This window comes from Leptospira yasudae (assembly GCF_003545925.1).
Classification (GTDB): domain Bacteria; phylum Spirochaetota; class Leptospiria; order Leptospirales; family Leptospiraceae; genus Leptospira; species Leptospira yasudae.
Genome location: NZ_QHCU01000004.1, coordinates 506,692 through 532,800 on the forward strand (window position 1 = coordinate 506,692; position 26,109 = coordinate 532,800).

A 26,109-nucleotide genomic window follows, 5' to 3' on the forward strand; every position below is an offset into this window, starting at 1 on the left:
AAGAATCTGACAATTCTTTTCTGAAAGGAAAATAGGAACGGAAATCCCTCCGCTGTTTTCGGAAGGTTTTAGGGGGAAGCCGCCTGACAAGCGGCGGGTTTTAACAAGACGGCGATCTTAGACGACCGCCGCTTTTCTTTTGAAAAGAGGAATTCTCCGGCTCTTGTATTTGCTGATTTCGTCTCCCGTGACGCTGCTCATAACGAGTTTTGCCATGGAAATATCCAGGGCATGCCCCGCCTTGGAAGCGAGATAATGACCGATGATCGGACGGCCCGCAATCGAAATATCGCCGAATAAATCCAAAATCTTATGACGGACGCATTCGTTTTCAAAACGAAGCTGCTGGTTCAAGTATCCGTCCTGGGTCAAAACGATCGCGTTGTCGAGGGAACCTCCCATCGCTAATCCTCTGGCCTGGAGCGCTTCTACGTCTTTTAAAAAGCCGAAGGTTCTCGCAGGAAGAATCTCTTGTTTGATCTTTTCTCTATCGAGCGAGATCGTGATGTTTTGTCCTTTGAGGAGAGGGTGGTTGAAGTCGATGGTGTAAGTTACTTTGAGTTCGTTGCTAGGAAGAAGAACGAGGTATTTGTCTCCGTCTACGACCCAGAGAGGGTTTTGAACGTAGATCGGTTCGACGATTTCGGGATATTCCACGATTCCCGCCGATTCCAACGCTTGCAGAAACGGAAGAGAAGAACCGTCCATGATCGGAACTTCCACCGCATCGATTTCCAGAATGAGATCCGTTAAACCGAGCGCATAAACCGCAGCCAAAAGGTGTTCCACGGTTTGAATTCTATGGAGTCCGTCTCCTAAGGTAGTCGCGTTGCTGGTATCAACGACGTTGCTAAGTTCCGCAGGAATCGAGGCTTTATCCTCGCCCTTACGGTATTCAAAGACAATTCCCGTGCCGGAAGGGGCCGGATGAGCGATCAGATTCACTTCCTTTCCGGAATGAAGTCCGATCCCTTTGATTCTAACTGTATCCCGTATGGATCTTCTATATATGGTTTCTTTCATAGTTTTGTATTTTCGATTTTCCGAAGACCCTCTTTTGGAAGACGGTCCTCGAGGATTCGAAGTTCGCTTTTGTATTTGCAAGAGACAAAATTCCGATTGTTTTTGAGATTCGATCTCTTGTCCCAACAACCCTATTAAGCAAACTCTATGCCAAAGTACGTAGGAAAACCGGTTTTTTCAGGCTTCAAAACCGAGGTTTAGGATGCAATCCGACATAATCTGAAATAAATTTCCGACAAACTGTCTCTTTTCTGCAACTGTGTATCTGTACGAACACAGGTTATGGTCCCATTGAATCACCAAGGTAGTTCTTCTCCGTTCTGATGAAAAAACTTTCCGGAGTTGCTTAGATTCAAGGTTTCGATCCGTTCCACAAGACCTTGAGCGCTTTCTTCCGGAGGAATTCCTTGTCCTCCGGTCATCTGAGTCGCGACCATTCCGGGGTGAAAGATCCCGACGGAGATTCCTTTCGGACTCAAATCGCGGGCGAGGCTGACGGCGATCGCGTTTAAGGCCGCTTTGGAAGCGCGGTATCCGTAATATGAACCGGAAGTATTGTCGGCGATCGAACCCATTCGACTCGTTAAGAAGACAAGTTTTGCGTTCGGGTTTAAATTAGGAAGCAGAGCCTTTACCATTTTGAGAGGTCCCAAAGCGTTTACTAAGAATTGGGTGAATACGTTTTCCTCATCCAGACTTTGCAGATTGTCCGGAATCAAAATCCCCGCGTTGTTGATGAGAATGTCGATTTTCGTATCGAGCAGTTTGGAAGATAAGGATCCAATCGAGTTGGAATTCAAAACATCCACTCCTTCGAGAATGCGGGTCGGTTTGATCTTGACCAGGTCCGGAGAGGATTTTCTGCAAAGGGCGAAAACCTGATCTCCTTTGGATAAAAACTGTTTGGTCAGCTCCAAACCTATGCCGCGATTGGAACCCGTAATGAAAACGTTTCTTTGAGCCATACTACCTTCCAAACTAAGAATCACGAACGGTTCTGGAAGCACTTTTCCGATTGACGTTCCGGTCAATTTATTTACATTGCTGCTTCTATGAATTACGAGATCATTCACAAACCTTCGTATTCTTTTCTTAAAGTAAAACTTTCACCGGGTCAAACGATCAAAGCCGAAGCGGGCGCGATGGTGTATATGACTCCTGGAGTGGATGTCGAAACGAAAATGGGAAGCGGATTCTTATCCGCGGTCTCGAGGAGATTTTTCGGAGGAGAATCCTTCTTCTTCAACGTCTTCAAGGCTCCTTCGGCGGGCGCCGAGATCGGACTCGCACCCGAACTTCCCGGAGACGTGGTCGGAGTCGATCTGACCGACACGGGTTTGATCGTGGAAGCCGGAGCGTATCTTGCCTCCGACGAGACGATCAACATGAAACCGAAGTTCGGCGGACTCCGTTCCTTTTTCGGAGGAGAAGGCGTTTTTCTTTTGGAAGTGATGGGAAACGGAAAGTTATTTCTAAACGCTTACGGAGGAATTCTTCCGATCGACGTGCAGGGATCGTATACGATCGACACGGGGCACGTGGTGGCGTTCGATAAAAGTCTTCAGTATAAAATCGCGAAGGCCGGCGGAAGTTGGAAGTCCACTTTGTTCGGCGGAGAAGGACTTGTAATGGAATTTTCCGGTCACGGAAAGGTGTTGATCCAAACGAGGGTTCCGTCCGGATTCTTGTCCTGGCTCACGGGGCTTTTACCTCAATAAGGAAAACTGAATATTATGAATATTGAAATTCTAAGCAAACCATCCTACAGCTTTGCGAAGGTTCTTCTGAACGGCGGAGAATCGATCAAAGCGGAATCCGGTTCCATGATGTCCATGAGTTCGGGGATCACGATCCAGACTCACAAGGCGCAGCAAGGCGGATTCTTAAAAAGTTTAAAGGCGGCGTTTCTAGGAGGAGAATCCTTCTGGATGAACACGTTCACCGCTTCTTCCGGAAACGGAGAGGTTCTGCTCGCGCCGACTCTTCCGGGCGACGTGGAGCGGATCGAATTGGCCGGAACGGTCTACGTTCAATCCAGTTCCTTTCTCGCTTCTTCTCCGAACATAGAAATGGATACGAAGTTTCAAGGTCTGAAAGGATTTATCAGCGGAGAATCGCTCTTCTTTCTCAAACTTTCCGGAAACGGTCCCTTGCTCATTTCGAGCTACGGTGGAATCGACGTCCTCAACGTAGACGGAGAAATGATCGTGGATACGGGGCATATCGTTGCGTTTGACGAAGGATTGAACTACGAGATGACCAAGTTCGGCGGATGGAAGTCCTTCTTTTTAGGCGGAGAAGGATTCGTGGCGCGATTCAAGGGAAAAGGCCGAGTTTGGATTCAATCCAGAAACGTTCCTTCTTTGGGAAGTTGGTTTAGAGATCAACTGCCTCCGATCAAAAGATAAGGGAGAAAGATCGTGAAACACGAAATATTATTAAAACCTGATTTTCCAATCGTACAAGTTCAACTTGAAAACGGAGAATCCATCCGCGCCGAGTCGGGCGCGATGGTCGCGATGAGCCCCGCCGTCAAGATGGCCACCAAGGCCGAGGGAGGAATCTGGGCTTCCGCCAAACGCGCGTTACTCAGCGGAGAATCCTTTTTTCAAAACACGTTCAAAGCGGAAGGCGGAACCGGGACTCTGTTTCTGACGAGCGCGACCCAAGGCGACATCGAATACAGAAAAATGAAAGGAGAAGAATTGATCCTAAGCCGAGGCGCGTATGTGGCCGGTTCGGAATCCCTTGTGATCGACAGCAAGTGGGGAGGATTCAAAGGATTCTTTTCCGGAGAAGGTTTATTCTTTTTGAAAGTGAGCGGATCGGGAGATCTTTTCTTTTCGAGTTTCGGAGCGATTCATACGATCGACGTCAACGGGCAATACGTAGTCGATACGGGTCATATCGTCGGGTTCGAAGGAACTCTCAACTACACGATTCAAAAAGTGGGCGGACTCAAATCCTTGTTCTTGAGCGGAGAAGGTTTAGTCGCCGTGTTTTCCGGAACGGGAAAATTATACGTTCAATCCAGAAACCAGAACTCCTTTGCGGGTTGGGCGAATCAGTGGAGAAGAGTGGAGCGTTCTTCCTCTTCGAGTTGAGTTGATCGAAACGCGGGAGATCGGCGGTTTGCCGGCTCCTGCGCGCTTATTTTTTAAGCATTCACTATATTCTAAAAAAAGAATATTCAAATTCCTTTCTTTTTCAAAATCTCAGCTCTGCCTAATTTTTAAACAATATCGTTTCTTGGATTTGAATCTCTTAAGTAACGCACGGAAAAATAGATCCGATTCGAATCTTGGTTGGAAAAAGAAGTATCGGTTTTGGAATGAATCCAAATTCGATAGGAGTTGAATCGATGAAAAAGTTTTTAGGTTTTGTTTTGGCCCTGTTCGTTTCCGTTCAGGGCGTTTCCGCTCTTTCCGATATCGAGAAGATCTTGATCAAAGAAGCCACTAATCCTGAGTTAAAGAAGATCGCCAAAGATTATCTCATCAAAAAGGCGCAGGATCATAGAAGTTTATCCGAAAAATACAAAAGCCTCGCGGTTCGAAGTCAGGGAGGTAAAGCCAACTCTTCCAAAGAGGAGCACGCAAAGTATAAGAAGTTGGCGGATCATTGCGACGCGGAAGCAAAGGAATACGAAGACGAAGCAAGTAAACTATAAGTTCCGATTCGGACCTTAAGTTTTTATCGGATCGGCCTTTTTTGAAAAGGTCGATCCGATTTAGTTTTCACGCAGATAAGAAGCGATCGAAACCTCCGCCGTTTCCACAATGTCTCTGATTCCCGTTTCCGGATAACCGTTCGTATTACGAGTTTATAGGCGCTTTGAACGATCTTTTCCTTGGTTTCAATCGATCGGTCTTGGATCGGTTTTCGGGTTTTCGATTTTGCCGCTTTCATACGCCTTTTATCATCGGTCGGTTTCTCGTTTTTGCCGGAATCGTCTTTTTGTCAACGAACTGCGGTTCGAAAGGAAATAAGCGATTTTTTCGAGTGGATCGCCGTTCGCTTTCCCTAAAAATTTTTGAAAGGAAAAGGATACTACGGAAGATTGGCGATCTCAGAAAGTCTTAGGGGTTTTCCGCATTAGGGAGATTCCCTATAGACAAGGGCCCGAAAACGGTTAGAATGCGAGTATTGACTTCGGGTCTAATTGTCAAGGAGACGTTCCATGAAAGTGAACGCAAAAGGATTCTTCTTTTTAGGATCGGTAGGACTTTTCCTTTTTTTATCAACGGGCTGTTACACGGGACCGTATCGTCATTACGATAATTGCCAGATGGGTTCCATGTATTCCCGTCCCTGCGATCGTTATCTAAACGACTACGGTTATGGGGGAGGCTACGGATACGGATATCGCCCGTATCAGAACTACTATTATAGACAATATCCGTACTACAATAACGGGGGAGGAGGCGGAGGACACAATCCGTTTCACGTTCCATCCGGAAGGTATCATAATATCGGAAGACCTTCCAAATGGAAACTGTAAGGTTTCAATTGCGAGTGTTGTGTTTTAGTTTCTACCTTGATAACCGATCACGTCCATAAAGGCGGAAACCGAAAAGACCGCCTTTCCCGGACCCGGTTCGCCGTAACCGGGAGGAACCGGTAGATTATACTTTTCGAATGTAGCCTTCCAGACGGTCAAAAGCTCACAGAAATATTCCAAAGGCGGACCCGCTTGGGTTCCGAGAGTCGTATACGGTTCGGGACACCAAGCCGTAAATCGAGGCATGATTCCTTTCGACATGAAGAAGTCCAAACCTTCTCCTGTGGAAGCGATCGCTTCCGCAACGGTCGCGAAACCGTATGGCTTGGAAAGTTCCACGCCGCCCACAAAGTTCGGAATCACATAAGAAGGTCCGAATACTTCCGCCGAGTCGACGACTCTGCGAATCCAATTGTCTCTTCCGATATACGCTTCCTTACCCGGACAAATCTTTTGAAATAAATTCTTATCCCAGACTTCGTAGTTCGGATGATAGACTTGAATGCCCGCGTCTTTGAACTTTTGACAATCTTCGATTTCCCAAGCTTGGGAAACGATCTTGCCCATCCATCTACCAGGAAACTTGGATTCGATCGCCTGTGCATATTCCAAATAGAAATCGATTTCATTCTTCTTCTTTAAGGAAGTGATGACGCTGCCGCCCGTGATCGTATATACTTTTGCGACCGGATCTTCCGCATCGATCCAGGATAAAACTTCGAGAATGTCTTCGATGTCCTTGACGCCCGTATACGGACGACCCGCGTTCTTCTGTTGACGATAGTTGTGATTGATATCGCAGTACGCGCATTCCTCTTCCTTACCGAAATACTGACAGTTTCTGAAAACGGTCAGATAGATCAGATAACCCCATTCGATGACGGGAGCGATCTCGCCGGGAATTTTTCCGTTCTTGGTTTTATGACGATACCAAGCGGGAAGAGGAGGAAACTCCACGTTTCCTAAAAAGGTTTCTCCGAGATACAAAGAGGGTTTTCCATCCGGAGACTTTTTCACCTTATACGGAGAATTCGGATTATTGCGCGTGGAGATCACGGTCGGAAGAAGATTGAAATGTCCGCCCGAAACTTTGATTTCCTCAGGCGCCTTCACGTCCGCGCCTTCTCCTAGTTCGGAAAGAGGAATATGATCAAAGGAGAATATAAAGTAGTCCTTGGTTTTGTATTGTCCCGAAACTTCGAAGGCTTCTTTGAGAAAATGGATTCCTTGTCTGAGAATATCCTGTTTCACGATGGCTTCCATCGGAATGGATTTATATTTCCTCTCCATTTCTTCCAGGAGGGGAATCGTAGAACTTTGGCGGATTGAATCGGTAGCTTCCATCTTGATTAGACAATATCCCGAGCGGAACGGAAATGACACGCAGTTTTTTCCGGGAAACCTCTTCCGTAACGGGAGAATTCTTCCGTTCGAGATCGGATCAAACCGTTGCAAACGGCCGAATCCCGTAAAAAGAAGAAATCGGAATTCCGATTGACCGATCCTGGAAAGCCCTTACGAAGGACGGATGATTTTTCCGCGTTCCACTATAACCGTCAGCCTCGGAATTTTGGCGATTCTTCTGTTCCATTCTCCCGGAATCGCAAAAACAAAAAAACCGTCCGCTCCGAACCTCCCTCCTAAAAAGAACGTTCCCGTTGCGGAAGTAGTTCCTTGGTACGCGAGCGTAGCCGACGGTTTTCAAGAACCGACGGACATTCAATTTATTCCGGGGAACTCGAAACGGATGATCGTTTTGGAAAAACGCGGTAAGCTCGTAGAAGTCGATCTAACGACAAAGACGAAAACGCTTCGCGCGGATTTTACCGGCCAAGTCGAAACCCGATCGGAAGAAGGACTTTTGGGACTTGCGTTTTCGCCCGACTTTGCGACGGATTCGAAATTCTTCGTCAACGTCGTCGTAAAAGAAGGGGGTAAGGATCATTCTAAAATTCTCGAGTTTGAATGGAAGAATGACGTGGTTCAAAAACTCGAGGACGCAAAACGAACTTTGTTCAAAGTAGAACAGCCGTATTCGAATCACAACGGGGGACAACTCGCATTCGGACCCGATCGTAAATTGTACATCGGTTTTGGAGACGGGGGCGGGGCCAATGATCCTTATAAAAACGGACAAAATTCCCGAACCTTCCTCGGAAAAATGCTTCGCATTCTTCCCAACCCTCAAAGTTCCGGCGCACCGTATAAAATTCCCGAAGACAACCCGTTTGTGAACCGTCCCGGTTTTTTACCGGAGATCTGGAGTTACGGACTGCGAAATCCGTGGAGATTCTCCTTTGATTCGGCGACCGGCGAACTTTACTTAGCCGACGTCGGTCAGAACGAATTCGAAGAAATCGATCTGATTCAGAAAGGAAAGAACTACGGCTGGAACGTTAAGGAAGGATTTCATTGTTTTAAGAAGAACCCGGACTGTTCCAATCCCCAACTCGTCGATCCTATTCACGAATATCCCCGGGAAGAAGGCCAGTCCGTAACGGGCGGTTACGTCTATCGGGGAAAGGAACTACCTAAATTAGTAGGCGGTTATATTTACGGAGACTTTGTGGCGGGAAAAGTCTGGATTTTAAGACAAAAGAACGGTAAAAAGATCTCGAACGAGTTGTTGTTTCGTGTCCCGTTCCAAATCAGCACTTTCGGCCAGGACGGGACTGGAGAGGTATATTTCGCCGATTTCGGTTCAGGAAATATCTTTCGCATTATAAAAAAAAATTGAAAGATTTGGAAAAAGCGATTCTATTGTCTGTTGAGAAACAATAGATAGAGGCTGCCTACCACCGCAGTCCTGTTATCAATCCAATCTTAAGGAAAATGGGTATGAAGAAGCTCTTAATCGTTTCCTCAATCGTTTTGACCGCCGGTGTTCTGGTGTTCAGCGCTTGTAAGAAACCTACTGAAAATTCCCAGGCAGCCGATACCGGTAAAGCAAACAGCCCTTCGGCTGTTGTTGTGTTCAGCGTTGGAGAAGCTAAAATTCTTCACGCGGATCTTACCGAAGAAAAAGCTACTTTAGGCGCAAGTCTGAAAACCGGCGACAAAGTCAGCACGAAAGACAAATCCAAAGTTGATATTCAATTTGCGGACGGTTCCGCGATTCGTATCTCTGAAAATTCAGTGATCGACTTTGACGGACTTTCGATCAACTCCAAAGGAAATACCGATACAAGACTCGCTCTTGTTTCCGGAAAAGTTTTCGCGAAAGTCAACAAGGCTTCCAAAGAAGACCAGTTTTCCGTGGTTACTCCGACCGCGATCGCTGGTGTGCGTGGAACTTCCTTTATCGTAGAGAGATCTAAATCCGACAAAGCTGTCGTAAAAGTTTTGGACGGCTCGGTTGCGGTTGCTCCTCGCGTTGCGGCTCTCGAAGGACTTAGCGACGAAGAGATCGCAAAGGATGAAGATCTGAAAAAGATTCAGCAATCCGTTGCTTCTTCGGAAATCGTTCTTGAAAAGAACCAAGCTTCCGTGTTGAAAGCGGACGATAAATCTTTGGAAGCAAAAGACGCTTCCAAAATCAGCGAAAAGAACATTTCCGGCGTTGTAAAGAAACTGGATAACTCCGGAATCTCCAAGAAAGAAGAAGAAGAGATCAGAACGATCGTAACCGTAGACAAAGACACTACGGATAAGATGGTTCGCATCAACGAAGAATCTTCCGGAAAAGTTGACGAACAAAAAGCGGCAGCGCTCGAAGCTGAGAGAAAGAAACTCGAAACCGAAGTTGCATCTCGTCAAGAAGAAGAAGCTAAGAAATTCAAACAAATCCTGATCTCCGCTCCGAAAGAGCTGAAATCCAGCAAGGATATCGTAAGCTACTATGAAAGAATCGAAAAGATCATCATGACTGACGGATCTTCTATGATCGGTGCCATCGTGGATCAACAAGGATCAACGATGATCGTTCATACCGAACAAGGTATTAAGAAGATCAATCAAGCGGATGTTCAAGAAGTAATCTACGACTTCCAAACGAAAGCTAAATTCTGATAACAGTGACTGAACCTGAAATCAGGTGGAAAAAACCCGAGAGTAAAATCTCGGGTTTTTCTTTGTACGGATTATCGATTCGTTTTATTATTTCGAACGTTTAGAGGCGGTTTGTCGTTTGCAAGTTTTCGATTCGATGATCTTTCATCGGGCTTTTTATAGATTCTTTTCGTTCCGTTGAGATTCGAATCATCGAACCGAAAAAATCAACCTTCGAACTTCTGATTCCAAAGAATCAGAATGGATTCTAAGATTTCTTCCATGTCGATGAGCATCACCTTTTCTTCCCAATGAAGAATCATCTTATTCTTACCGAAACTGTTGATCGGAGCCCAATGCGCTTCCAGATTCGGAATCAGATTGATGGTCTTTTCCAGGAGATCCTTCACTTCGGAACGACTGACAGGACCTTGTTTATCGGAAAGATAGGAAATGATGGAATGATAGAGGAGTCTCTTTATGTCTTCGGGCGGGGGACCGAAGTGTTCTACGGATTCCATGAGACTTGCTCGTCCGCGTGATAAGAACTTCTGACCAAGGGTCCAGAATACACTCCCTTCAACCCGATCGATTTACCGTAGATTTTCAATTCTTGAAAGACTTCGGGAAGAATGTATTCCTTTACCGGAAGATGTGTTGGAGTCGGTTGCAGATATTGTCCCAGAGTCAAAAGAGAAACGCCGACTTCCGCTAAGTCACGCATACATTCTTTGACTTCTTCCACGGTTTCGCCCATTCCCAAGATCAAACCGCTTTTGGTCAAAAAACCTCGTTCGGACGCGATCTTCAAAACTTCGAGAGAACGTTCGTATTTTTTCTGAGGGGCCACTTCGGGAAACAGACGTTTGACGGTTTCCACGTTGTGATTGAAAACGTCGGGTTTGCTTTTGAAAATAATTTCCAAGGATTCTTGTTTTACTTTGAGATCGGGAACGAGTAATTCGATCTTGCAATCGGGAAGTCCCGCTCGAATCGCTTCCACCGTTTCCGCAAAATGCGCGGCGCCTCCGTCTTCCAAATCGTCCCGGTTTACGGCGGTGATCACGACGTGTCTTAATCCGAGCGCGATCGCTGATTCGGCGACTCGTTTCGGTTCTTCCCGATCTAAGGGAGCCGGTTTGCCGGAAGCCACGTCGCAATAGGAACAACGTCGCGTGCAGATATCGCCGCCCAACATATAGGTCGCCGTTTTACGGGACCAACAGTGATTTAAGTTCGGGCAAGAAGCGCTTTCGCAAACCGTATTGAGTTTTTTTTCTTCCAGAGAATCGCGAACGATGGCGACGGTGTTGTTTTTTGGATCGGGAAAGGTAAGCTTTACTTTGAGCCAATCCGGTTTTTCCGGGGCTTCCTGAATCGAATGAGTGCGCGGCTTTTTTTTGAGAGGATTCATACAATGCGGGTCCGAAAAAACGGAGCTTTCCCTTCTATCCTGCCGCGATGGAGGACGAGGTCAACGAAAGTTTTGGGTAGAAGATTTTTTGAAACATTTCGGAATGGAAGAATCCATGCAATCAAAGGATGATCGGAACACCCCGGAAGGAATTCGTCTCAATCGCTTTCTCGCGGATTGCGGACTCGGCTCGAGAAGAAAGGCCGAGGAAATCATTCTCGGCGGTCAGATCGTGATCAACGGAAAAAAGGTCACCGATCTCGGAATCCGTGTGAACCCGGAAACGGATGTTGTCACTTACCGAGGTGATATTCTTCGTCCGGGAGCGGAGCCGAAACGACTTCTGATCCTGAACAAACCGATCGGTTATCTCTGTTCGCATCAGGACCGTTTTCATGAAAAAACGGTGTTTTCCCTTCTACCCGCCGCGTACAAAAATTATAAAATCGCAGGCAGATTGGATTTGAACTCCAGAGGGCTTTTGATTTTAACCAACGACGGCGATTTAGCGCAGAGAATTTCGCATCCGTCCAACGGTTCCGAAAAGGAATATCTCGTAACTCTCAAATACGATCCCGGAGAAAAGCAGATTCAGGCGGCGTTTCAAAAAGGGATTTTGGATGCAGGGGAAATTCTGCGTGCAAAGATGGTTAAACTCGTTCCCGGGAAGAATTGCGTATACCGCGTCATTCTCGGGGAAGGAAAAAAAAGACAGATTCGAAGGATGTTTCACGCATCCGGTGCGAGCGTGGTGGATCTGCAAAGAATCCGCGTAGGTTCGATACGATTAGAAAAGCTGGGTTTGGAAGAAGGTAAATATCTTCTCCAAGACACAGGGGTTTGGGAATGAATTTTATCAGCATAGAATTTCTTTTATTTTTTTTGGTGTTTTATCTTCTCTACTGGAACGTTCCGGAAAAGAGCCGAAAGTTTCTTTTGATTCTGGGTTCCGCGTTCTTTTATTCGGTATTCAGCCTTAACTTTCTGTTTCATTTGATCTTGGTCGTTTTTGCGAACTGGGCGCTTTACCGCTATTGCGGCGAAAAGTCCTGGTACGTAAAAGCGGCGGTGGTTTTAAACCTTCTCAACTTAGGTTTATTCAAATATTTTTATTTACTCATGGAGTTTGTCGGGTTCGTTTTATCGATTCCCGCGCTTCAGGAAAAGACCGCGCTCGATGCGAAAGTTTCGGCTTTGTTCGGTCTTAGCGGTTTCGAGGTCGTGTTGCCCGCGACGATCAGTTATTATACGTTTCAGCTGATTTCTTTGGCGGTGGATTCCAAACGCGAAGGATTTAACAAGAATGTCGGTTTAACGGATTTCTTTTCGTTTATCTTTTTCTTTCCCGTGATGATTGCGGGTCCGATTTTACGTTTCGATCAAGTTCGGGATCAGTTCTCCGCTCCTACGATGACCCCGTCTAAAATGATCGACGGTCTTTGGTTGTTTCTGCGCGGTCTTGTCAAAAAAGGACTTTTGTCCGCGGCGATCTTGCCTTTGATCGCTCCCACATTTTTATCTCCGAAAGACTATTCCGGAATCGCGCTCCTTTTGACCTGCTTTTTGTTTGCGGCCAATCTTTACTTCGACTTTTCGGGACTTACCGATATGGCGCGCGGAATCGGGAAGTTGATGGGATTCGATCTTCCCGAAAATTTCAAGGCCCCGTTTTTCTTTCAAAGTTTCGGAGATCTATGGAGAAGATGGCACTTAACGTTTTCCTATTGGATTCGCGACTACATCTATATTCCGTTAGGCGGGTCTCGAAAGGGAGAATTCAGAACCGCCGTGAACTTTATCGTTACGTTTATGTTAGGCGGACTCTGGCACGGTGCGAACCTGAACTTTTTGATCTGGGGTTTGCTGACGGGAGTTTATCTTTCTTTGGAACGATTGTTTGAAGTGAAAAATTGGAAAGTTCTTCCGGAAATTCCGTATGTCAAAGCGACTCTCCGTTACTTGTTCGTTCTGCTTGTGTATTCGATTTCATGGACCTTCTTTTTCACCCCGGATTTCAACTCAGCGCTCTCGTCCATCGGAAGAATCGTTACCTTTCAGAGCGGTCAGGCCTTGGCCGGTTTGGAAACGGGTGCGTATATGCTTCTTTTCGTTTTCTTGTTCCACGTCGGCGAAGAATGGCCCGAACGTTTTTCCGTTCCCGAGCTTTGGAGGGCGAGACTTTTACCGATTTTGGGGCTTCTGATTCTTTTTATCATGGTCGGAATGAACGCGGGAAACGCGGACTTCTTTTACTCAAGGTTTTAAAACGGGTTCCTATCAATGAAGAAATTCTATATTTATTATCCGGTTCTTTTCTTAGCCTTCGTATTTTGTTTGGATAAGATATTCACTCTTGAATATTTCCAAAAGAGTTTTATTCAAGCGGGAAATACGGTTTATTACACGCAGAGAAAATCCTTGTTCGAAAAACTCCTCAAGGACAAGGACTTGGAAAACAAGTCTTTAGCTCTGGCATTCGGCGATTCGAGAGCGTATCCGTATTCGGTTTTGGGGATCGAAAAGAAATACCAGAAAGACTGGGTCCTCTATAATTTTTCCGGCCCCCAAGCGGTTCCCGCCTACGGATTGTACTGGTTTGAAAAAATCATCTCCAAAGGAATCAAGCCGAAACTCGTATTTTACGTCGTCAGTCCCGAAGGTTTCGACGATACGAAGGGGATTTCCTATGATCCGTTTTTGAAATACGGAGCGGACGACGAGTTTCTTCTCAAATATTTGGATCAGATTTCTTTCGAGGATCGAAAGAAACTTCTTTTGGATCGGCTCTTTGCGGTTCGAAGAATCAATCCCGATCTGAAACTTTTTTCCAAACGACTTCAGGAGAAGAAGTTAAACGAATACAATCCAGCGTTTAACATGGATTATATGGTTCTGAATTTGAATCATGGGGAACAATTCGCGTATACCACCTTTCTAAACGATCCGGATCGTTTGGAAAAAGACGCGGTTCGAATCCGAAATCTTTATCTTTCCACCTTTACTCTGGGGACGACTCAGTTCTTCTTTGTGGAACAATTTCTCAAATTGGCGCACGAAAACGACGTAAAGGTCTATTTGATCTGGCCGAAAGTCTACAAAACCTATCAAAAACGGTATTACGAACTGGAAATGGAAAAAACTTGGTGGCCTAAGATCCAGGATCTTGCGGCAAAGTATTCCGCGGTTCCGGTGGATTTGAACACGCAGACTTCCTGTGATTTGTTTTACGACGCTTCTCATCAATCGATCATGTGCTTTTTAGAATCCATGAAGCTGATGATGGACGACTATTACGGATTTAAAAAGATTCGTTGAAGCAGAACGGCGAACTGGATTCGACTCGATGCTTGGATTCATTTCAACAAACTGCGTTTCGATTTTGAAAGAGCGGAGCTTTTAGAATTCAAATTTTCTTTGCAAAAGGGAAGCAAACGATTCTTTGAAGCAACGATATAAAATCCATTCGCAGTTCGAGTTCCTGAATCTTTTTTCCGGAACTGATACCAAAAGAAAACCCTCGTTGTTTAACGAGGGTTTTTTACTTTGATCGATCTTTTTAGAAACTTTGATTCAAAGTCTGATCGATTTTGAATGCGTCGATTCGATCGGATTGAGTTTCGTTAAAACGATCGAATCTTTCCGTTCCGATCTTTGGATCTTACCACTTTAGCTTTTTAGAATCTTCTAAAAATTTCTCTAATCCGATGTCGGTCAACGGATGTTTGAAGAGTTGTAAGAATGCAGAGTGAGGCATGGTTGCACAATCGGCGCCTCTCAATGCGGATTCCTTCAAGTGCATAGGCCCACGAATGGAGGCCGCGAGGATTCTCGTGTCGTATCCGTAGTTGTCGTAGATCTCTCTGATCTCGGAGATCAGTTCCATTCCATCCCAGCTCGTGTCGTCCACTCGTCCGATAAACGGAGAAATAAAGGTCGCACCCGCTTTCGCTGCGAGCAGAGCCTGCGGCGCTGAAAAACAAAGAGTAACGTTTGTTGGAATATTCCGTTTCGTTAATTCGACGACGGTTTTGAGACCTTCCGGGATCAAAGGAACCTTAATGACTACGTTTTCCGCGATCTCGACGAGTTCGAGAGCTTCTTTCAACATTCCGTCGTACTTTGTGGAAAGAACTTCCGCGCTTACCGGGCCGGGAACGATGGAACAGATTTCTTTGATGACTTCTTTAAAATTTCTTCCGGATTTTGCGATGATGGAAGGGTTTGTAGTCACGCCGTCCACAAGACCGTAGGATGCGATTTCTTTGATTTCGTCTATGTTTGCAGTATCGAGGTATAATTCCACTGACATGCTCCGAGAAAATAGGATGCTTAGAGCATGTAGGGAAAGCTAGGTGGTGGTCAATTGAAATTCTTCGGTTTTATGGAATCGAGTCGCGAAGGGTTGGATCGGTTTCTCAAGTTTACACTTGAGAAACCAACGGTTACGCTTTGCTACCTTTCGGCTGCAACGCTCCCTATGGGTCGCGTCGCAGGTCAATTGAAATTCTTCGGTTTTATGGAATCAAATCGCGAAGGGTTGGATCGGTTTCTCAAGTTTACACTTGAGAAACCAACGGTTACGCTTTGCTACCTTTCGGCTGCAACGCTTCCTATGGGTCGCGTCGCAGGTCAATTGAAATACTTCGGTTTTATGGAATCAAATCGCGAAGGGTTTTGATTTCTTCCGCGCTGAAGAATTCTTTGTATTCTTTTTCGATCTGAAACTTGATCGAAGAACTGAAATAATCCACTCTTCTCGTAAACGGCATTTTTTTATAAGCTTCTTTCCACTGAACGACGTAGCCGCCCTTCGGAGGAGATTGTTTCTCGTCCGTTTTTTCCCAAAGAACCGCGCCTCCGATTTTGTTTTCGGCTAAGGATTCTTTCTTGGGTTTTCCGTATTTCTGTTCCAACTTTTGTTGAACGTCTTTTCCGGGAAGATAACGGAACAAAACTCCCACCGAAAAAAGAACTCCGGGAGAAGAATGATTTTCATCTTCCATCTCCGATTTGTTTTCCGCGGTCGGCGCAGGTTTTTGCTCTTTCGGTCTGGAATCGATTACGATTTTCGGCGTGGAATAAAAACGATACGAATATAGAATTCCGTTTCTTCGGATAAGAAGCGTTTTCTCTTTATCTTCGAAAACGATTTCCACCTTCTCGTCGTTTTGAGGATTGGTGGAGAGTGAAAGAAACTTCTCGCGCATGTTCGCGTAACTTTCTCCCCAAGAGGATTCTGCGAATCCTTCCAACAAATTGATCGCTTGTTGGTTCGTGTTCGACGGTTGTCTCCGGTTCGGACCTTCGTCCGGAAGCTGCGCATAGATAACGGCCGGAGCCAGAATCAGGGAGAAAAGAAGAACAAAGATTCTCATAGTGTTTCTATCGGCAGTTTCGGTTGAAACCTATTCAGAATCTTCTTCGTGAAACCGGTTTTTCTGACCCGCAAACTGAATTCCGCCGATTTTGACTTTTCCGTTCCAACGCAAAACGAGTAAAACGGAGATGATCGAGATGTTCGGAAGAACGAATAAAAACGGAATTTCGTGGAAAAGTCCATAGACGGCCAGGTTGGATGCGATCACCGAAATCGAAGATCCGCTGAGGATCGTGACTTCCTGTTCGAAGAAACGGACCAGAAAGTGATTCGGGCTTGTGGAAGGAAGGTCTTTGAGGACCAGCTCGACAAGAACCCCGTACGTCGTTAAAAGGGTTACCGGCAACAAAAACGAAAGAAAGAAATAATTTCCAAATGCGTCCGCGTAGTGGGGCGCACCGATGATTCCGCCTAACAGCGTCCATAGGTAGGACACGAAGGCGGAAACGGAGAATGCGATCGCTCCGTACTGAATGCTTCCGTTGGATTCCAACAGTTTGATCAGTTCGTCGGGAACGATCCGAATCCAATCTATCAATTCCAATCTTTCGAAGGATTCTCTTCCCGAAAGAAAGAGAAGTTTAAAGTAATAACTCGCCAGTACGAGCACGACCGAAACGATTCCGAAAAAGATTAGATAGAGTAGAAATTCCATATCAGTGCCTGAAGTGCCTCATCCCCGTAAATACCATAATGAGTCCGTGTTCGTCGGCTGCCTGAATGACCTCCGCGTCCCGAACCGAACCTCCCGGTTGGATGATCGCCTTTGCTCCCGCCTTGGCGAGGGCGTCGATCCCGTCTCGAAACGGAAAGAATGCGTCGCTTGCAACATACGAACCGACTACGGACAAACCGACGTTCAGAGCTTTGTTGGCGCCTAACTGCACCGAGTCGACCCGGGACATCTGTCCGGCGCCGATTCCGAGGGTCGCATTTTCTTCCGTGTAAACGATCGCATTGGACTTGATAAAACGAACACAAGACCACGCGAACATCAAACCACGAATATCATCGGGCGTAGGCTGTTTTTTAGTGACTACTTTTAGATCTTTTTCGGTGATCGTGGTGTAATCCCGATCCTGTATGAGCAAACCGTGATGGATCGGTCTGAGATCCAATTCGTCGAGAGCTTCTTTGAAGTCTTCGATTTCGATCAGACGGACGTTCGGCTTTTTGGAAAAGATCTCCAACGCTTCGGGTGTGAACTTCTGAGCGATCACTCCTTCCACGAAATTTTCCGTGATTACGTTCGCCAATTCTCCGTTTACGATTCCTTTGATGCCGATCACGCCGCCGAACGCGGAAATCGGATCGGTTCTTCTTGCGAGTTGATACGCTTCCAAAGGATCGTCCGCATACGCGATTCCGCAAGGATTGAGATGTTTGATGATACAGACCGTGTTTTCGGGAAGAAGGCTGGAGATATGAAACGCCGCGTCGAAATCCAGCATATTGTTAAACGACAATTCTTTCCCTTGCAAGGAAGCGAAGTCGCTCTTGACGAACAAAGGTTCGTAGAACGCCGCCGCTTGGTGAGGATTTTCGCCGTATCTGAGTTTTTGTTTTTTGAGAAAGGAAAGATTGAGAACGTCCGGGAACGTGTCGCCCGCTTGTTTGTTGAACCAGGAAGAGATCGCGGTGTCGTACATCGCAGTATGAGAAAAGGCCTTTCTCATATAACCCTCCGCGACTTCTTCCGAAACTCCGCCGGATGCGATCAACGTCTGCACTTCTTTGTAGTCGTTCGGATCGGTAAGAACGAGGGTGTGTTTGTAATTCTTAGCCGCGCTTCGGATCATGGAAGGTCCGCCGATATCGATGTTTTCGATCGCTTCCTCCAAAACCACTCCGGGTTTGGAAACGGTTTTTAAGAACGGATATAAGTTGACCACGACCAAATCTATTTTAGGAATCTTTAATTCTTCCATTTTCTGTTTGTGAGCCGGATTGGAAGTGACTCCCAAAAGACCTCCGTGAACTTTCGGATGAAGCGTTTTTACGCGTCCGTCCAGAATTTCGGGAAAACCGGTGTAGTCGTCGATCGCGATGGCCGCGATTCCGTTGTCTTTCAGAAGTTTTAGGGTTCCGCCCGTGGAAATGATTTCCACGCCGTTTTGATGTAAGAATTGTGCGAATTCCACTAAACCGGATTTATCGCTGACGGAGATCAGGGCTCTTTTGATTTGTATCATTGTTTATCGGATGTTGACCTTTCTATTTTGGATCGTAAGCCTATCCTCGCAAAAGTATTGAACCGCGAGTGGCAGGATTTTATGTTCCTCTTTGAGAATCTCCAGAGTCAAATCTCTTTCCGACATTCCTTCCTCGATTTTCACGACTCCCTGGAGAATCACGGGACCCGAATCCACTCCTTCATCCACGAAATGAGCCGTGCAACCCGCGATCTTGACCCCGTATTCAAAGGCTTGTTTCTGCGCGTTCAATCCCGGAAACGCGGGGAGAAGAGAAGGGTGAATGTTGATGATCCGGTTCGGGAAGGCTTGGATGACCGGGGACTTCAAAATCTTCATATAACCCGCGGTCACGATGAGATCCGGTTGGAGTTCCAACAATAGGTTCAGAAGTTTTTTGTGATATTCTCCCTTATCGGAAAACGAAGCGAAGTTGAGAACGTGAGAAGGGAGTTTGAATTCCAGGGCGATTTCGAGCGCCTTCGCATCCGGGCTGTCGCAGATCAGTGCGATTCCGGTTCCGGCGATTTTTCCCGCCTTGAGACTCTGCAAAACGGCCTTGAGATTGGAGCCTCGGCCTGAGGCTAAAAATACGATCTTTTTTTTAGGTTTAGTAAACAGACTTGCCAAGAAAATTCTATCCGGGTAAAATCAGAACGGCTCCCGAGCTTTCGGCGTAATCCGACGGTGTTTCGGGAACTTCAAGCGGAAACTCCTGAGAGCAGGTTGAAACTTTGGACGGACTTTTCTCCAAGAAGAAAAAATCCGTGCCAGATCCGTAGAAATATCGATCCCAAAACGATTTCCACGGGGGTTTTTTCTGAGTTTTCCGGTTTCGAACGGCGTTAAAGTTTTGAGAGAAACCGCAAGAATGTTCAGACCCAGCATTAAGGAGGCAAGAGTTTTTGTCGAAGAGTATTTCAGGAGAGATACATGTCACTTGCCAGAAAATCCACAGCGACCGTTGATCAATACAAATCCAACGAAATCTCGACTGTCAGCCAGGGAAAACTGATTGTTATGCTGTATGACGGCGCGATTCGTTTTCTGAATATCGCTCTGGAGAATAACACTCCCCGGAAATACGATGTGGTTAACAATCATATCCTCAAAGCCGGAGAAATCGTAACCGAGCTCATGCTTGCCCTCAACTTGGAACAAGGCGGGGAAGTGGCGAACAACCTCCTAGGAATCTACGTCTACATCAAAAAACGTCTTTTAGAAGCGAACATGAAGAAGGATTCCGAAATCATTCAAGAAATCATCAAATACATGGAAGATCTGAAATCGGCTTGGGAAGAAATCGAAAAAAAAGAAAAGTCCAACGTCGTATCGGCTCCGTTCCAAAGCAGCCGCGGAAGCGGTTTATCCATCCAGGGTTAAAACTTGTCGAACTCGGGTTCAATCGATCGGGACCGTAGCCTCGTCATCCTCTACGGGGATAAGATTCTTTTGTTGGATCAGTTGATTTCTAATCAAAAGCGTCAGATGGAAGTGTTGGGTTACGGAGACGGAGAAGGCGGAGCCAAGATAGAAGATTCCAACATCACTATCATCGACAAACTTTTTTCCATCGACCGTAAGATCGAACGGATGGAAGAGGGAGTTCCTCAATCCTTGGAACTCATCGAACTCACCGAATGTCTCTTTCAAAAAATGGAAGAATCCAGAATTCTCCATTCTCAAGTGGAAGAAAGAATGAAAGAGATTTTGAAGGAATACCAGAAGGAACTCAACCAAGTTCAAGTTCAGATCCAACTCAAGAAACATCTTAGAAAAGACTATTGGAACACGGGGACCTGTTAGAAAGAGCCTTGGAGTTTCTGGGTTTAAATCCGGACTTCAGCGAAGAGGATCTAAAAAACCGCTTCTACTTTCTTTCCAAAAAATATCATCCCGACACGGGAGAATTCTCCAGCGATTCCTTGTTCAAGGAATTGATCGAATACAGAGACGTTTTATCCGATCATCTCGAACAAAAGACATTCAAAAAAACGAATATTTCTTCGACGGCGCCTTCTTCACAATCGAAAACTTCCAAGGACGCGGAATACTCCCTCTACAAACAGGCGAGGGAAATCTACGATTCGGCGGTCCACGAGTATTACAAACTCACGGACGGCAATCCCATCTTTTTAAAAGGAGAGGAGAATCCGGCTCTTCGAAAGTTGAGACATTCGCTCGAAATTTCCAAGTCCGGTTTTGAAACCTTGATCGCTTCCTATCCGCAGAGCATTTGGGTTGCGGACGCAAAGGATACGCTTCACAAAATCGACGTTTGGTTTAAGGCACCCTAAGAGAATTCGAAGGCATCGAGAATACGAAACCGGACGCGGCTCCGTTTCGAATGCTGATCACCAATACTTCGGACCGAAGAGTGATGTACTGACCGCTCGTTAAGGTCACGTTCATCTTGCAGATTCGATTCGCGTTTTCTCCCGTTCCGACTGCTGCCAGCGGTCCGCTGTTCGGACTCAGTTCGATCGAATATTCCAAAGGCTGATTGGGGATTAAGTTGAGAAGTCCGTCCACACAATCGATTCCAGTGTTTAGGTCAGCGGGAAATCTCGAATCGTTTTCCGTATTTGCGACAAACAGTCGATATCCTCTAAAAAGAAGTTCGGGGTTTCCCGCTCTCAGGCGCAGTTCGTATCCCGTTGCGATCGGCACGATGCTGATCAAGGTCGGAGGCGTGGAGATCAAACGCGTGGTGGAATAGTGAGGGCAGCCCCAGAATAAAAAACAAAACGGAATTAGAAAGAATGGATAAAGACGTTTCAAAAAGAAATATACTCCCGCCAGCCGAACTTCTCCGCCTGCTGATCCGATATTGAGAAGAGTGGAAAGCGTAGCTTCGGTGTCACCCGATTTTCTTTCGGTAAATCCCACTTCAATTCGGCGAGAAGCTTGTTTCCTTTTCGAGTATTGCAGTGTTTGCAGGCGGCTACCAGATTTTCCCAGGAATTGAATTCCTTCGGTCTTTCCTTTTTCGGAACGTGATCCCATCGGCTTCGGGGAATCACATGATCGAGAGTCAGCTTGGAACCCGGAAATTTTTTTCCGCAATACACGCAGTGATAGTTGTCCCGTTGAAAGATGTTTTCGCGGGAGACTCGATCCCTTCTCGGAGGAACTCGGTAGTAATCTCGGAGAAGAATGATTCGGGGTGCGGTGAATTTGAGTTTTTCGGAGCGGATTAAAAAATTCTTATCATCCTTGATGAGTTGGGCTTTTTCAAGAATGATCAGGATAAGGGCGTCTTTGACCGACCGGATCCCGATGGGGACGTAACCGGCATTCAGCACAAGCACCGGCTGCGCAAGAATGTCCATAACTGGTCAAAAAATAACCGATCGTCGGAAGATGTAAAGAAATTCTCAGGGGTCGATGGATCGTTTCTTGCGAATCCAATACACGACTCCGAACAACAAGGCGAACGTTCCCAAAAGCCCGAGAACCGTTAGTTGACCTTGGTGAACCCAGCCGATCAACGTATCGAAGTTGTATGCTCCGAAATATCCCAGATAAACCCAAACCGGAACCGAAATTACGGCGGCCATAAAGTCGAGCGCAACGAAACGATAAAAGGAGATTCGATCGGAAGTTCCCGCAGTGAGATAGATCGGCATACGAAGACCCGGCATAAAGCGAGCCATAAAGGTGACCCAGTTGCCATAGCGGGCGATCTTGTCTTGAACCTTGGCGAATCGTTCGGGTGTTACGATTCTGGAGATCATCGGAATCTGAAGAACGCGAACTCCGTACACTCTTCCGATTAAAAAAACCGCGCTGTCGCCGATCAGAACTCCCGCCATGCCGACGAGAAACATAGTATGAGGATCGGCTTTTCCGAAACCGGCGATCACTCCGCCCGAAACCAGGGAAATATCTTCGGGCACCGGGAGTCCAAACCCGCAGAGAATCAGAACTAAAAAGACGGCGATGTATCCGTATTCCGAAAATAGATTCACTAGAATATTTAAGAATTCCATTCTTTGCGCTGTCGCCTTGGTTTAGGATTCCAGGGACAGTAAAAAACGTCTCCCGTAAAATAGCAGTAAACAAAACAAAAAAAGTGGGGGGACTTTTCGGAAAAGTTTCGAAATTTTGTAAAACGTGTACTTTTCCAGAGACGATTTGATTCAAAAAGAAAAAGAGGGTCTTGCGCCCTATGCGATTTCCAGCGCGAATAACGGAGGAAGAATTTACGAAGAAGAGGAACATTCGTATCGTCTTCCGTTTCAAAGAGACAGGGATCGGGTCCTTCATTCCAGCGCGTTCAAACGGCTCCAATACAAAACGCAGGTGTTTATTTTTTCCGTCGGGGAGAATTACCGCAATCGAATGACCCACACTTTGGAAGTCGCGGGACTTTCCAGAACGATCGCGAGCGCTCTCGGACTCAATTCTCATCTATCCGAAACGATCGCATTGGCGCACGATCTGGGTCATACTCCGTTCGGTCACGCGGGTCAGGAAGTTTTATCCGGTTTGATGAAGGATCACGGAGGATTCGAACACAATAAACAATCTCTGAGAATCGTAACCGCCATCGAAAAAAAATATCCGAGCTTTCCCGGTTTAAATCTTTGCAGAGAAACTCTCAAAGGATTGATGAAACACGGAACCGATTACGATCCTTCCATGATGTTGCTGGAAAGAAAAGAAAGCGGACCTTCGTTAGAAGGAATGATCGCGGATCTTTCGGACGAAATCGCGTATACGAGTCATGATATCGAAGACGGTTGGGAGATGGGTTATCTTCATCTCGGGGACTTATCCGAAAATCGTTTTTGGAAAGCGGTGTATGAAGAATGCAGGTCTCAATACAAGGACGCGGGCGAGAAGATCCTGGTTCGAACCGCCATTCGAACTCTTACGAATTCCATGGTTTCCGATTTGATTCGCAACATTTCCCAACAATTGGAAAAAAATCAGGTGCGGTCCACGGAGGATTTGGTGGTTCTTTGGAAACAAGACATACGCATCGCATCTTTTTCGGAAGAAATCAATTCGTATTTTCGGGAATTAAAATCCTTTTTGTACGAAAAGCTTTATCGTCACGAGGATCTCGTTCGTATGAGCGATTACGGGAAGAAGGTCATCGAATCCCTCTTCGATTACTTTTTAAAACATCCGGAAAAAATTCCGGAAACGTATAAGGAAAGAATCGAAGAAGAATCCTTGCATCGGGTCATCAGCGATTACGTGGCCGGGATGACCGATCGTTACGCGGAGAAGATTTATCAGTCTTTGCCGTAACATTCAAAAAATAGAATGTTCTGTTTCTTGAATGTTTATTTGTTGGCCGGAGCGATCTTTGTGTCGACCTTGGTCGTCGCCGGTTTTGGTTCGATCGTTTCTGCCGGTTTTGAACAATAATTCAAAACGATCATGATCGGGAACGGACCCTCCGTGCAGAAGTTCAGAATTCCGATCTGAAGATTTCCGTCTTCTCCGATGTTCAACGCTCCGATGCTGAGTCCTTTTCCGGAATTGATTACGCCCACGTTGACCCCGTATCCGTAGTTGAATCCGCCCACATTCAAGCCGAATCCTTCGTCGTTGATCAATCCGACGCTGGCTCCGCTGCCGCCTCTATTGTAGGCGCCCGCCGTAATAAAAAGACCTTTGTTTTCACCTTTGTTATAAATGCCGACCTGAACTCCGGCTCCACCGTCTTCCACTTTGTTCGCGATTCCGGCTTGAACGGTAAAACCGCCTTTTTTTGCGGAGTTATAAATCACTCCGACTTGCGCCCCGTAGGTTTTGCCTTCGGAAACGTTTGCGCCTCCCACTTGAAAGCCGATCAATCGTTCCTTGATGATGTTGACGACTCCTAAGTTGAGTCCGTATAAGTTTTTCACTTCTCCATGGAGAAGGTTCGCGTGAAAGACTTCGGTTTCGGTTTTTACGGGAACGCGGACGACGGAATGTTCATTCGTGAATCCGGTGACTCCGCAATTCAGCAAAAAAAGAAGCATCATCCATTGAGTCAGAGATAAAAAAGAGATTTTGAATATTCTAAAATTTGTATGTTTCATGGTTATTTACAGTAGTTGAATCCGATCATGACTGGGAAGGTTCCTTTCCCGCAGAAGTTCAAAAGTCCGAACTGCATCGTGGGCCCGTCGGTTTCTTCTTCGCCGCCGGAGTTGATCAATCCGATGTGGATTCCGCTTCCTCCGTTGAGAATTCCTACGTTGACGCCGCCGCTTTTGATGTTCAAAGCGCCGAGATTAAAACCGCCCGCTTTTTCATTCAGAATCCCGATGTTGACCCCGTTGGAATAGAAGTTCACGCCGCCGATCATCAGTCCTTTGGTGTCAAAGTTTCCGGCGCCGATGGTAATATCGAATCCGGATCTTTGACTTCCTATATTGACGATCCCTGCTTGAATTCCGCTGGATTCTCCTTTGGAATAATTGACGATCCCCGCTTGGATTCCTGCGCCTTTGTTTTCGGATAAATTGACGACCGCGATTTGGGCTCCGTATGTTTTTTTCTCGGAGAAGTTTACGATTCCGAGTTGGCCGCCGATCATCCGATCTTCCACGATATTGACGACGCCTACGTTGACTCCCGCGAGATTTTTGAGTTCTCCATAGAGAAGGTTCAAGCGGAATACTTCGGTTTCCGTTTTGGGCGGAATCCGGGTCGTAATTCGGGGAGTCAGCGCAAAACCGCAGTTAGTTGTCGCGATCCAGGATAAAAGGAAGAAGAGGTAAGCGATAGGTTTGATTTTGTTTTTCATGATTCGTGTTAAAACGTGCGACGTAATTGGAACGGAAGAAAATTCGTTGTCAATATTATTTCGGAAGGAAACGGTTCTAAACTTTTTAAAAAGACCCTTTCCGGAGTTTCGCTTGGAAAGAATTTATTTTGTTTCAGGTACGAATGTATTCTCGTTTGTAGAGGAGTTTTCGGTCGGAGCCGGTCTGCAATAGTTCGCGACGATCATGAACGGAATCGGTCCTTCTTTGCAAAAGTTTAGAATTCCGATCTGAAAATTCTCCGTTTCGCCGATGTTGACCGCGCCGATCGAGACTGCCGAACCCTCTCCGTTCCAATTGATCAACCCCGCGTTGAAGCCGTAGCCGTAGTTGAATAATCCAACATTCACTTTGCCGCTTGCAAGATTGGCTACGCCGACGGAGAGAGAAAGATCTCCCTTGACTCGGTGTTCTCTGCTTCCCGGAGTATCTCCGGGTTGCGGTCTTTCCGAATCCAAAAAAAAGTTCAAATTAAAAATTCCGATTTTCAAAAGAGCGAAGGACGGCTTTGAATTATTGATCGCGCCGATTTGAATTCCTGTACCTTCTTCAGCCCCGTTTACAATTCCGAGTTGTATTCCGATCAAATCCTTTTGAACGAAATTTGCAAGTCCAAGATTCAATCCGTACATTCGGTCCGTTTCGCCGTAGATCACGTTGACTCGAAGAATTTCCGTCTTTGATTGCGGAGGAAGTTTTAGGGTCGCCCGGGTAGTAAGGGCAATTCCGCAATCCAGATTGATCAAAGAGAAAAGTATTAGAAAAACGGAATGGATGAAGATTCGTATCATAGTTTCACCTGATTCACGTTATCCATGAAAAGAGACTTTGTAAGCCCCAAT

General features: G+C 46.2%; 31 protein-coding genes. 15 read left to right on the top strand and 16 right to left on the bottom strand.

The genetic code is table 11. The annotated features are described in order from the left end of the window. Window positions 1–117 precede the first annotated feature (117 nt). Window positions 118–1,023 (bottom strand): UDP-3-O-acyl-N-acetylglucosamine deacetylase, encoded by a 906-nt coding sequence (gene lpxC / locus DLM76_RS13925; RefSeq protein WP_118955722.1) that lies wholly within the window; start codon window positions 1,021–1,023, stop codon window positions 118–120. A gap of 296 nt (window positions 1,024–1,319) precedes the next feature. Then, the gene (locus tag DLM76_RS13930) at window positions 1,320–1,988 is read right to left on the bottom strand and encodes an SDR family oxidoreductase (protein ID WP_118965617.1); all 669 of its coding nucleotides are present in this window, start codon (window positions 1,986–1,988) and stop codon (window positions 1,320–1,322) included. Window positions 1,989–2,075: 87 nt separating this feature from the next. On the opposite strand from DLM76_RS13930, the gene DLM76_RS13935 reads away from it, so the two are divergent. From DLM76_RS13935 to DLM76_RS13965, 5 genes are all read left to right on the top strand, one after another. Beyond that, complete coding sequence (locus DLM76_RS13935) at window positions 2,076–2,741, top strand: TIGR00266 family protein (protein WP_118955721.1); 666 nt, start codon at window positions 2,076–2,078, stop codon at window positions 2,739–2,741. Between the two features lie 15 nt (window positions 2,742–2,756). After that, on the top strand, window positions 2,757–3,431 hold the full coding sequence (locus DLM76_RS13940; protein ID WP_118955720.1) for a TIGR00266 family protein: 675 nt from the start codon (window positions 2,757–2,759) through the stop codon (window positions 3,429–3,431). 12 nt (window positions 3,432–3,443) lie between these two features. Beyond that, window positions 3,444–4,127: a TIGR00266 family protein gene (locus tag DLM76_RS13945; RefSeq protein WP_118955719.1), complete on the top strand. Its 684-nt coding sequence runs from the start codon at window positions 3,444–3,446 to the stop codon at window positions 4,125–4,127. Window positions 4,128–4,384: 257 nt separating this feature from the next. Further along, window positions 4,385–4,693 (top strand): LIC_10421 family protein, encoded by a 309-nt coding sequence (locus tag DLM76_RS13955; protein WP_118965546.1) that lies wholly within the window; start codon window positions 4,385–4,387, stop codon window positions 4,691–4,693. A 510-nt stretch (window positions 4,694–5,203) separates the two neighbouring features. Next, the gene (locus DLM76_RS13965) at window positions 5,204–5,524 is read left to right on the top strand and encodes a hypothetical protein (protein WP_118965548.1); all 321 of its coding nucleotides are present in this window, start codon (window positions 5,204–5,206) and stop codon (window positions 5,522–5,524) included. A 24-nt stretch (window positions 5,525–5,548) separates the two neighbouring features. Here DLM76_RS13965 and DLM76_RS13970 read toward each other — a convergent pair whose 3' ends face one another. Continuing rightward, window positions 5,549–6,868, bottom strand: a complete 1,320-nt coding sequence (locus DLM76_RS13970; protein ID WP_118955715.1) for a radical SAM protein — start codon at window positions 6,866–6,868, stop codon at window positions 5,549–5,551. A gap of 184 nt (window positions 6,869–7,052) precedes the next feature. On the opposite strand from DLM76_RS13970, the gene DLM76_RS13975 reads away from it, so the two are divergent. Next, entirely contained in the window at window positions 7,053–8,261 is a 1,209-nt protein-coding gene (locus tag DLM76_RS13975) for a PQQ-dependent sugar dehydrogenase (RefSeq protein ID WP_429946424.1), read from the top strand. A gap of 101 nt (window positions 8,262–8,362) precedes the next feature. Continuing rightward, window positions 8,363–9,532, top strand: a complete 1,170-nt coding sequence (locus tag DLM76_RS13980) for a lipoprotein LipL45 (RefSeq protein ID WP_118965549.1) — start codon at window positions 8,363–8,365, stop codon at window positions 9,530–9,532. A 206-nt stretch (window positions 9,533–9,738) separates the two neighbouring features. Here the strand turns inward: DLM76_RS13980 and DLM76_RS13985 are convergent, their stop codons facing one another. Both DLM76_RS13985 and lipA read right to left on the bottom strand, forming a co-directional pair. Beyond that, on the bottom strand, window positions 9,739–10,032 hold the full coding sequence (locus tag DLM76_RS13985) for a hypothetical protein (protein WP_118955713.1): 294 nt from the start codon (window positions 10,030–10,032) through the stop codon (window positions 9,739–9,741). Continuing rightward, window positions 10,020–10,925, bottom strand: a complete 906-nt coding sequence (gene lipA / locus DLM76_RS13990) for a lipoyl synthase (protein WP_118965550.1) — start codon at window positions 10,923–10,925, stop codon at window positions 10,020–10,022. Before lipA ends, DLM76_RS13985 begins: the two co-directional genes overlap by 13 nt. Window positions 10,926–11,040: 115 nt before the next feature. On the opposite strand from lipA, the gene DLM76_RS13995 reads away from it, so the two are divergent. Genes DLM76_RS13995 through DLM76_RS14005 form a run of 3 tightly spaced genes read left to right on the top strand, consistent with a single transcriptional unit; the run spans window position 11,041 to window position 14,240 of the window. After that, complete coding sequence (locus DLM76_RS13995; RefSeq protein ID WP_118965551.1) at window positions 11,041–11,775, top strand: pseudouridine synthase; 735 nt, start codon at window positions 11,041–11,043, stop codon at window positions 11,773–11,775. Further along, on the top strand, window positions 11,772–13,190 hold the full coding sequence (locus tag DLM76_RS14000) for an MBOAT family O-acyltransferase (protein WP_118965552.1): 1,419 nt from the start codon (window positions 11,772–11,774) through the stop codon (window positions 13,188–13,190). Before DLM76_RS13995 ends, DLM76_RS14000 begins: the two co-directional genes overlap by 4 nt. A 15-nt stretch (window positions 13,191–13,205) precedes the next feature. Next, entirely contained in the window at window positions 13,206–14,240 is a 1,035-nt protein-coding gene (locus DLM76_RS14005; RefSeq protein ID WP_118965553.1) for a DUF1574 domain-containing protein, read from the top strand. 343 nt (window positions 14,241–14,583) lie between these two features. On the opposite strand, the gene fsa is transcribed toward DLM76_RS14005, so the two are convergent. Next, complete coding sequence (gene fsa, locus DLM76_RS14010; protein WP_118955709.1) at window positions 14,584–15,228, bottom strand: fructose-6-phosphate aldolase; 645 nt, start codon at window positions 15,226–15,228, stop codon at window positions 14,584–14,586. 60 nt (window positions 15,229–15,288) lie between these two features. Between fsa and DLM76_RS14015 the strand changes: the two genes are divergently transcribed. Next, window positions 15,289–15,603 (top strand): hypothetical protein, encoded by a 315-nt coding sequence (locus tag DLM76_RS14015; RefSeq protein WP_118965554.1) that lies wholly within the window; start codon window positions 15,289–15,291, stop codon window positions 15,601–15,603. On the opposite strand, the gene DLM76_RS14020 is transcribed toward DLM76_RS14015, so the two are convergent. Genes DLM76_RS14020 through purN form a run of 4 tightly spaced genes read right to left on the bottom strand, consistent with a single transcriptional unit; the run spans window position 15,575 to window position 19,124 of the window. Beyond that, window positions 15,575–16,300: a hypothetical protein gene (locus DLM76_RS14020; RefSeq protein WP_118955708.1), complete on the bottom strand. Its 726-nt coding sequence runs from the start codon at window positions 16,298–16,300 to the stop codon at window positions 15,575–15,577. The two genes, DLM76_RS14015 and DLM76_RS14020, sit on opposite strands and share 29 nt — an antisense overlap. Window positions 16,301–16,330: 30 nt before the next feature. After that, window positions 16,331–16,957 (bottom strand): hypothetical protein, encoded by a 627-nt coding sequence (locus tag DLM76_RS14025; protein ID WP_118965555.1) that lies wholly within the window; start codon window positions 16,955–16,957, stop codon window positions 16,331–16,333. Between the two features lies 1 nt (window position 16,958). Continuing rightward, the gene (gene purH / locus DLM76_RS14030; RefSeq protein WP_118965556.1) at window positions 16,959–18,494 is read right to left on the bottom strand and encodes a bifunctional phosphoribosylaminoimidazolecarboxamide formyltransferase/IMP cyclohydrolase; all 1,536 of its coding nucleotides are present in this window, start codon (window positions 18,492–18,494) and stop codon (window positions 16,959–16,961) included. 3 nt (window positions 18,495–18,497) lie between these two features. Further along, window positions 18,498–19,124, bottom strand: a complete 627-nt coding sequence (gene purN, locus DLM76_RS14035) for a phosphoribosylglycinamide formyltransferase (protein ID WP_118955705.1) — start codon at window positions 19,122–19,124, stop codon at window positions 18,498–18,500. A 303-nt stretch (window positions 19,125–19,427) separates the two neighbouring features. On the opposite strand from purN, the gene fliS reads away from it, so the two are divergent. From fliS to DLM76_RS14055, 3 genes are read left to right on the top strand one after another with little or no spacing between them, the layout of a single operon-like run. Beyond that, window positions 19,428–19,877, top strand: coding sequence for a flagellar export chaperone FliS (gene fliS, locus DLM76_RS14045; protein WP_118965558.1), 450 nt, complete (start codon window positions 19,428–19,430; stop codon window positions 19,875–19,877). Window positions 19,878–19,880: 3 nt separating this feature from the next. Then, window positions 19,881–20,300 carry a hypothetical protein gene (locus DLM76_RS14050; protein WP_118955704.1) on the top strand — a complete coding sequence of 140 codons (420 nt, stop codon included), beginning with the start codon at window positions 19,881–19,883 and terminating at the stop codon, window positions 20,298–20,300. After that, window positions 20,294–20,791: a DnaJ domain-containing protein gene (locus DLM76_RS14055; RefSeq protein WP_118965619.1), complete on the top strand. Its 498-nt coding sequence runs from the start codon at window positions 20,294–20,296 to the stop codon at window positions 20,789–20,791. Before DLM76_RS14050 ends, DLM76_RS14055 begins: the two co-directional genes overlap by 7 nt. Here DLM76_RS14055 and DLM76_RS14060 read toward each other — a convergent pair. Genes DLM76_RS14060 through DLM76_RS14070 form a run of 3 tightly spaced genes read right to left on the bottom strand, consistent with a single transcriptional unit; the run spans window position 20,778 to window position 22,486 of the window. Beyond that, window positions 20,778–21,275 carry an LIC11661 family lipoprotein gene (locus DLM76_RS14060; RefSeq protein WP_118955703.1) on the bottom strand — a complete coding sequence of 166 codons (498 nt, stop codon included), beginning with the start codon at window positions 21,273–21,275 and terminating at the stop codon, window positions 20,778–20,780. The genes DLM76_RS14055 and DLM76_RS14060 overlap by 14 nt on opposite strands. Next, window positions 21,272–21,826: an HNH endonuclease gene (locus tag DLM76_RS14065; RefSeq protein WP_118955702.1), complete on the bottom strand. Its 555-nt coding sequence runs from the start codon at window positions 21,824–21,826 to the stop codon at window positions 21,272–21,274. The genes DLM76_RS14060 and DLM76_RS14065 overlap by 4 nt, the downstream gene beginning before the upstream one ends. Before the next feature lie 45 nt (window positions 21,827–21,871). After that, window positions 21,872–22,486 (bottom strand): DedA family protein, encoded by a 615-nt coding sequence (locus DLM76_RS14070; protein WP_118955701.1) that lies wholly within the window; start codon window positions 22,484–22,486, stop codon window positions 21,872–21,874. Window positions 22,487–22,610: 124 nt separating this feature from the next. On the opposite strand from DLM76_RS14070, the gene DLM76_RS14075 reads away from it, so the two are divergent. Continuing rightward, window positions 22,611–23,756 carry a deoxyguanosinetriphosphate triphosphohydrolase gene (locus DLM76_RS14075; RefSeq protein ID WP_167450772.1) on the top strand — a complete coding sequence of 382 codons (1,146 nt, stop codon included), beginning with the start codon at window positions 22,611–22,613 and terminating at the stop codon, window positions 23,754–23,756. Between the two features lie 35 nt (window positions 23,757–23,791). Here DLM76_RS14075 and DLM76_RS14080 read toward each other — a convergent pair whose 3' ends face one another. From DLM76_RS14080 to DLM76_RS14090, 3 genes are all read right to left on the bottom strand, one after another. Next, window positions 23,792–24,538, bottom strand: a complete 747-nt coding sequence (locus DLM76_RS14080) for an LA_2272/LA_2273 family lipoprotein (protein ID WP_118965559.1) — start codon at window positions 24,536–24,538, stop codon at window positions 23,792–23,794. A gap of 2 nt (window positions 24,539–24,540) precedes the next feature. After that, window positions 24,541–25,248: an LA_2272/LA_2273 family lipoprotein gene (locus tag DLM76_RS14085; RefSeq protein ID WP_118965560.1), complete on the bottom strand. Its 708-nt coding sequence runs from the start codon at window positions 25,246–25,248 to the stop codon at window positions 24,541–24,543. Between the two features lie 123 nt (window positions 25,249–25,371). Beyond that, complete coding sequence (locus DLM76_RS14090) at window positions 25,372–26,058, bottom strand: LA_2272/LA_2273 family lipoprotein (RefSeq protein ID WP_118965561.1); 687 nt, start codon at window positions 26,056–26,058, stop codon at window positions 25,372–25,374. Window positions 26,059–26,109 lie beyond the last annotated feature (51 nt).

Coding starts and splice junctions, on each gene's coding strand:
- DLM76_RS13985 (WP_118955713.1), bottom strand. CDS start 10,032: ATGGAATCCGTAGAACACTTCGGTCCCCCGCCCGAAGACATAAAGAGA.
- DLM76_RS14025 (WP_118965555.1), bottom strand. CDS start 16,957: ATGGAATTTCTACTCTATCTAATCTTTTTCGGAATCGTTTCGGTCGTG.
- DLM76_RS13980 (WP_118965549.1), top strand. CDS start 8,363: ATGAAGAAGCTCTTAATCGTTTCCTCAATCGTTTTGACCGCCGGTGTT.
- DLM76_RS13995 (WP_118965551.1), top strand. CDS start 11,041: ATGCAATCAAAGGATGATCGGAACACCCCGGAAGGAATTCGTCTCAAT.
- DLM76_RS14020 (WP_118955708.1), bottom strand. CDS start 16,300: ATGAGAATCTTTGTTCTTCTTTTCTCCCTGATTCTGGCTCCGGCCGTT.
- DLM76_RS14090 (WP_118965561.1), bottom strand. CDS start 26,058: ATGATACGAATCTTCATCCATTCCGTTTTTCTAATACTTTTCTCTTTG.
- fliS (WP_118965558.1), top strand. CDS start 19,428: ATGTCACTTGCCAGAAAATCCACAGCGACCGTTGATCAATACAAATCC.
- DLM76_RS14005 (WP_118965553.1), top strand. CDS start 13,206: ATGAAGAAATTCTATATTTATTATCCGGTTCTTTTCTTAGCCTTCGTA.
- DLM76_RS13930 (WP_118965617.1), bottom strand. CDS start 1,988: ATGGCTCAAAGAAACGTTTTCATTACGGGTTCCAATCGCGGCATAGGT.
- DLM76_RS14000 (WP_118965552.1), top strand. CDS start 11,772: ATGAATTTTATCAGCATAGAATTTCTTTTATTTTTTTTGGTGTTTTAT.
- DLM76_RS13940 (WP_118955720.1), top strand. CDS start 2,757: ATGAATATTGAAATTCTAAGCAAACCATCCTACAGCTTTGCGAAGGTT.
- DLM76_RS13935 (WP_118955721.1), top strand. CDS start 2,076: ATGAATTACGAGATCATTCACAAACCTTCGTATTCTTTTCTTAAAGTA.
- DLM76_RS13975 (WP_429946424.1), top strand. CDS start 7,053: ATGATTTTTCCGCGTTCCACTATAACCGTCAGCCTCGGAATTTTGGCG.
- DLM76_RS14085 (WP_118965560.1), bottom strand. CDS start 25,248: ATGAAAAACAAAATCAAACCTATCGCTTACCTCTTCTTCCTTTTATCC.
- DLM76_RS13970 (WP_118955715.1), bottom strand. CDS start 6,868: ATGGAAGCTACCGATTCAATCCGCCAAAGTTCTACGATTCCCCTCCTG.
- DLM76_RS13955 (WP_118965546.1), top strand. CDS start 4,385: ATGAAAAAGTTTTTAGGTTTTGTTTTGGCCCTGTTCGTTTCCGTTCAG.
- lpxC (WP_118955722.1), bottom strand. CDS start 1,023: ATGAAAGAAACCATATATAGAAGATCCATACGGGATACAGTTAGAATC.
- DLM76_RS14065 (WP_118955702.1), bottom strand. CDS start 21,826: ATGGACATTCTTGCGCAGCCGGTGCTTGTGCTGAATGCCGGTTACGTC.
- lipA (WP_118965550.1), bottom strand. CDS start 10,925: ATGAATCCTCTCAAAAAAAAGCCGCGCACTCATTCGATTCAGGAAGCC.
- DLM76_RS14080 (WP_118965559.1), bottom strand. CDS start 24,538: ATGAAACATACAAATTTTAGAATATTCAAAATCTCTTTTTTATCTCTG.
- DLM76_RS14070 (WP_118955701.1), bottom strand. CDS start 22,486: ATGGAATTCTTAAATATTCTAGTGAATCTATTTTCGGAATACGGATAC.
- purH (WP_118965556.1), bottom strand. CDS start 18,494: ATGATACAAATCAAAAGAGCCCTGATCTCCGTCAGCGATAAATCCGGT.
- DLM76_RS13965 (WP_118965548.1), top strand. CDS start 5,204: ATGAAAGTGAACGCAAAAGGATTCTTCTTTTTAGGATCGGTAGGACTT.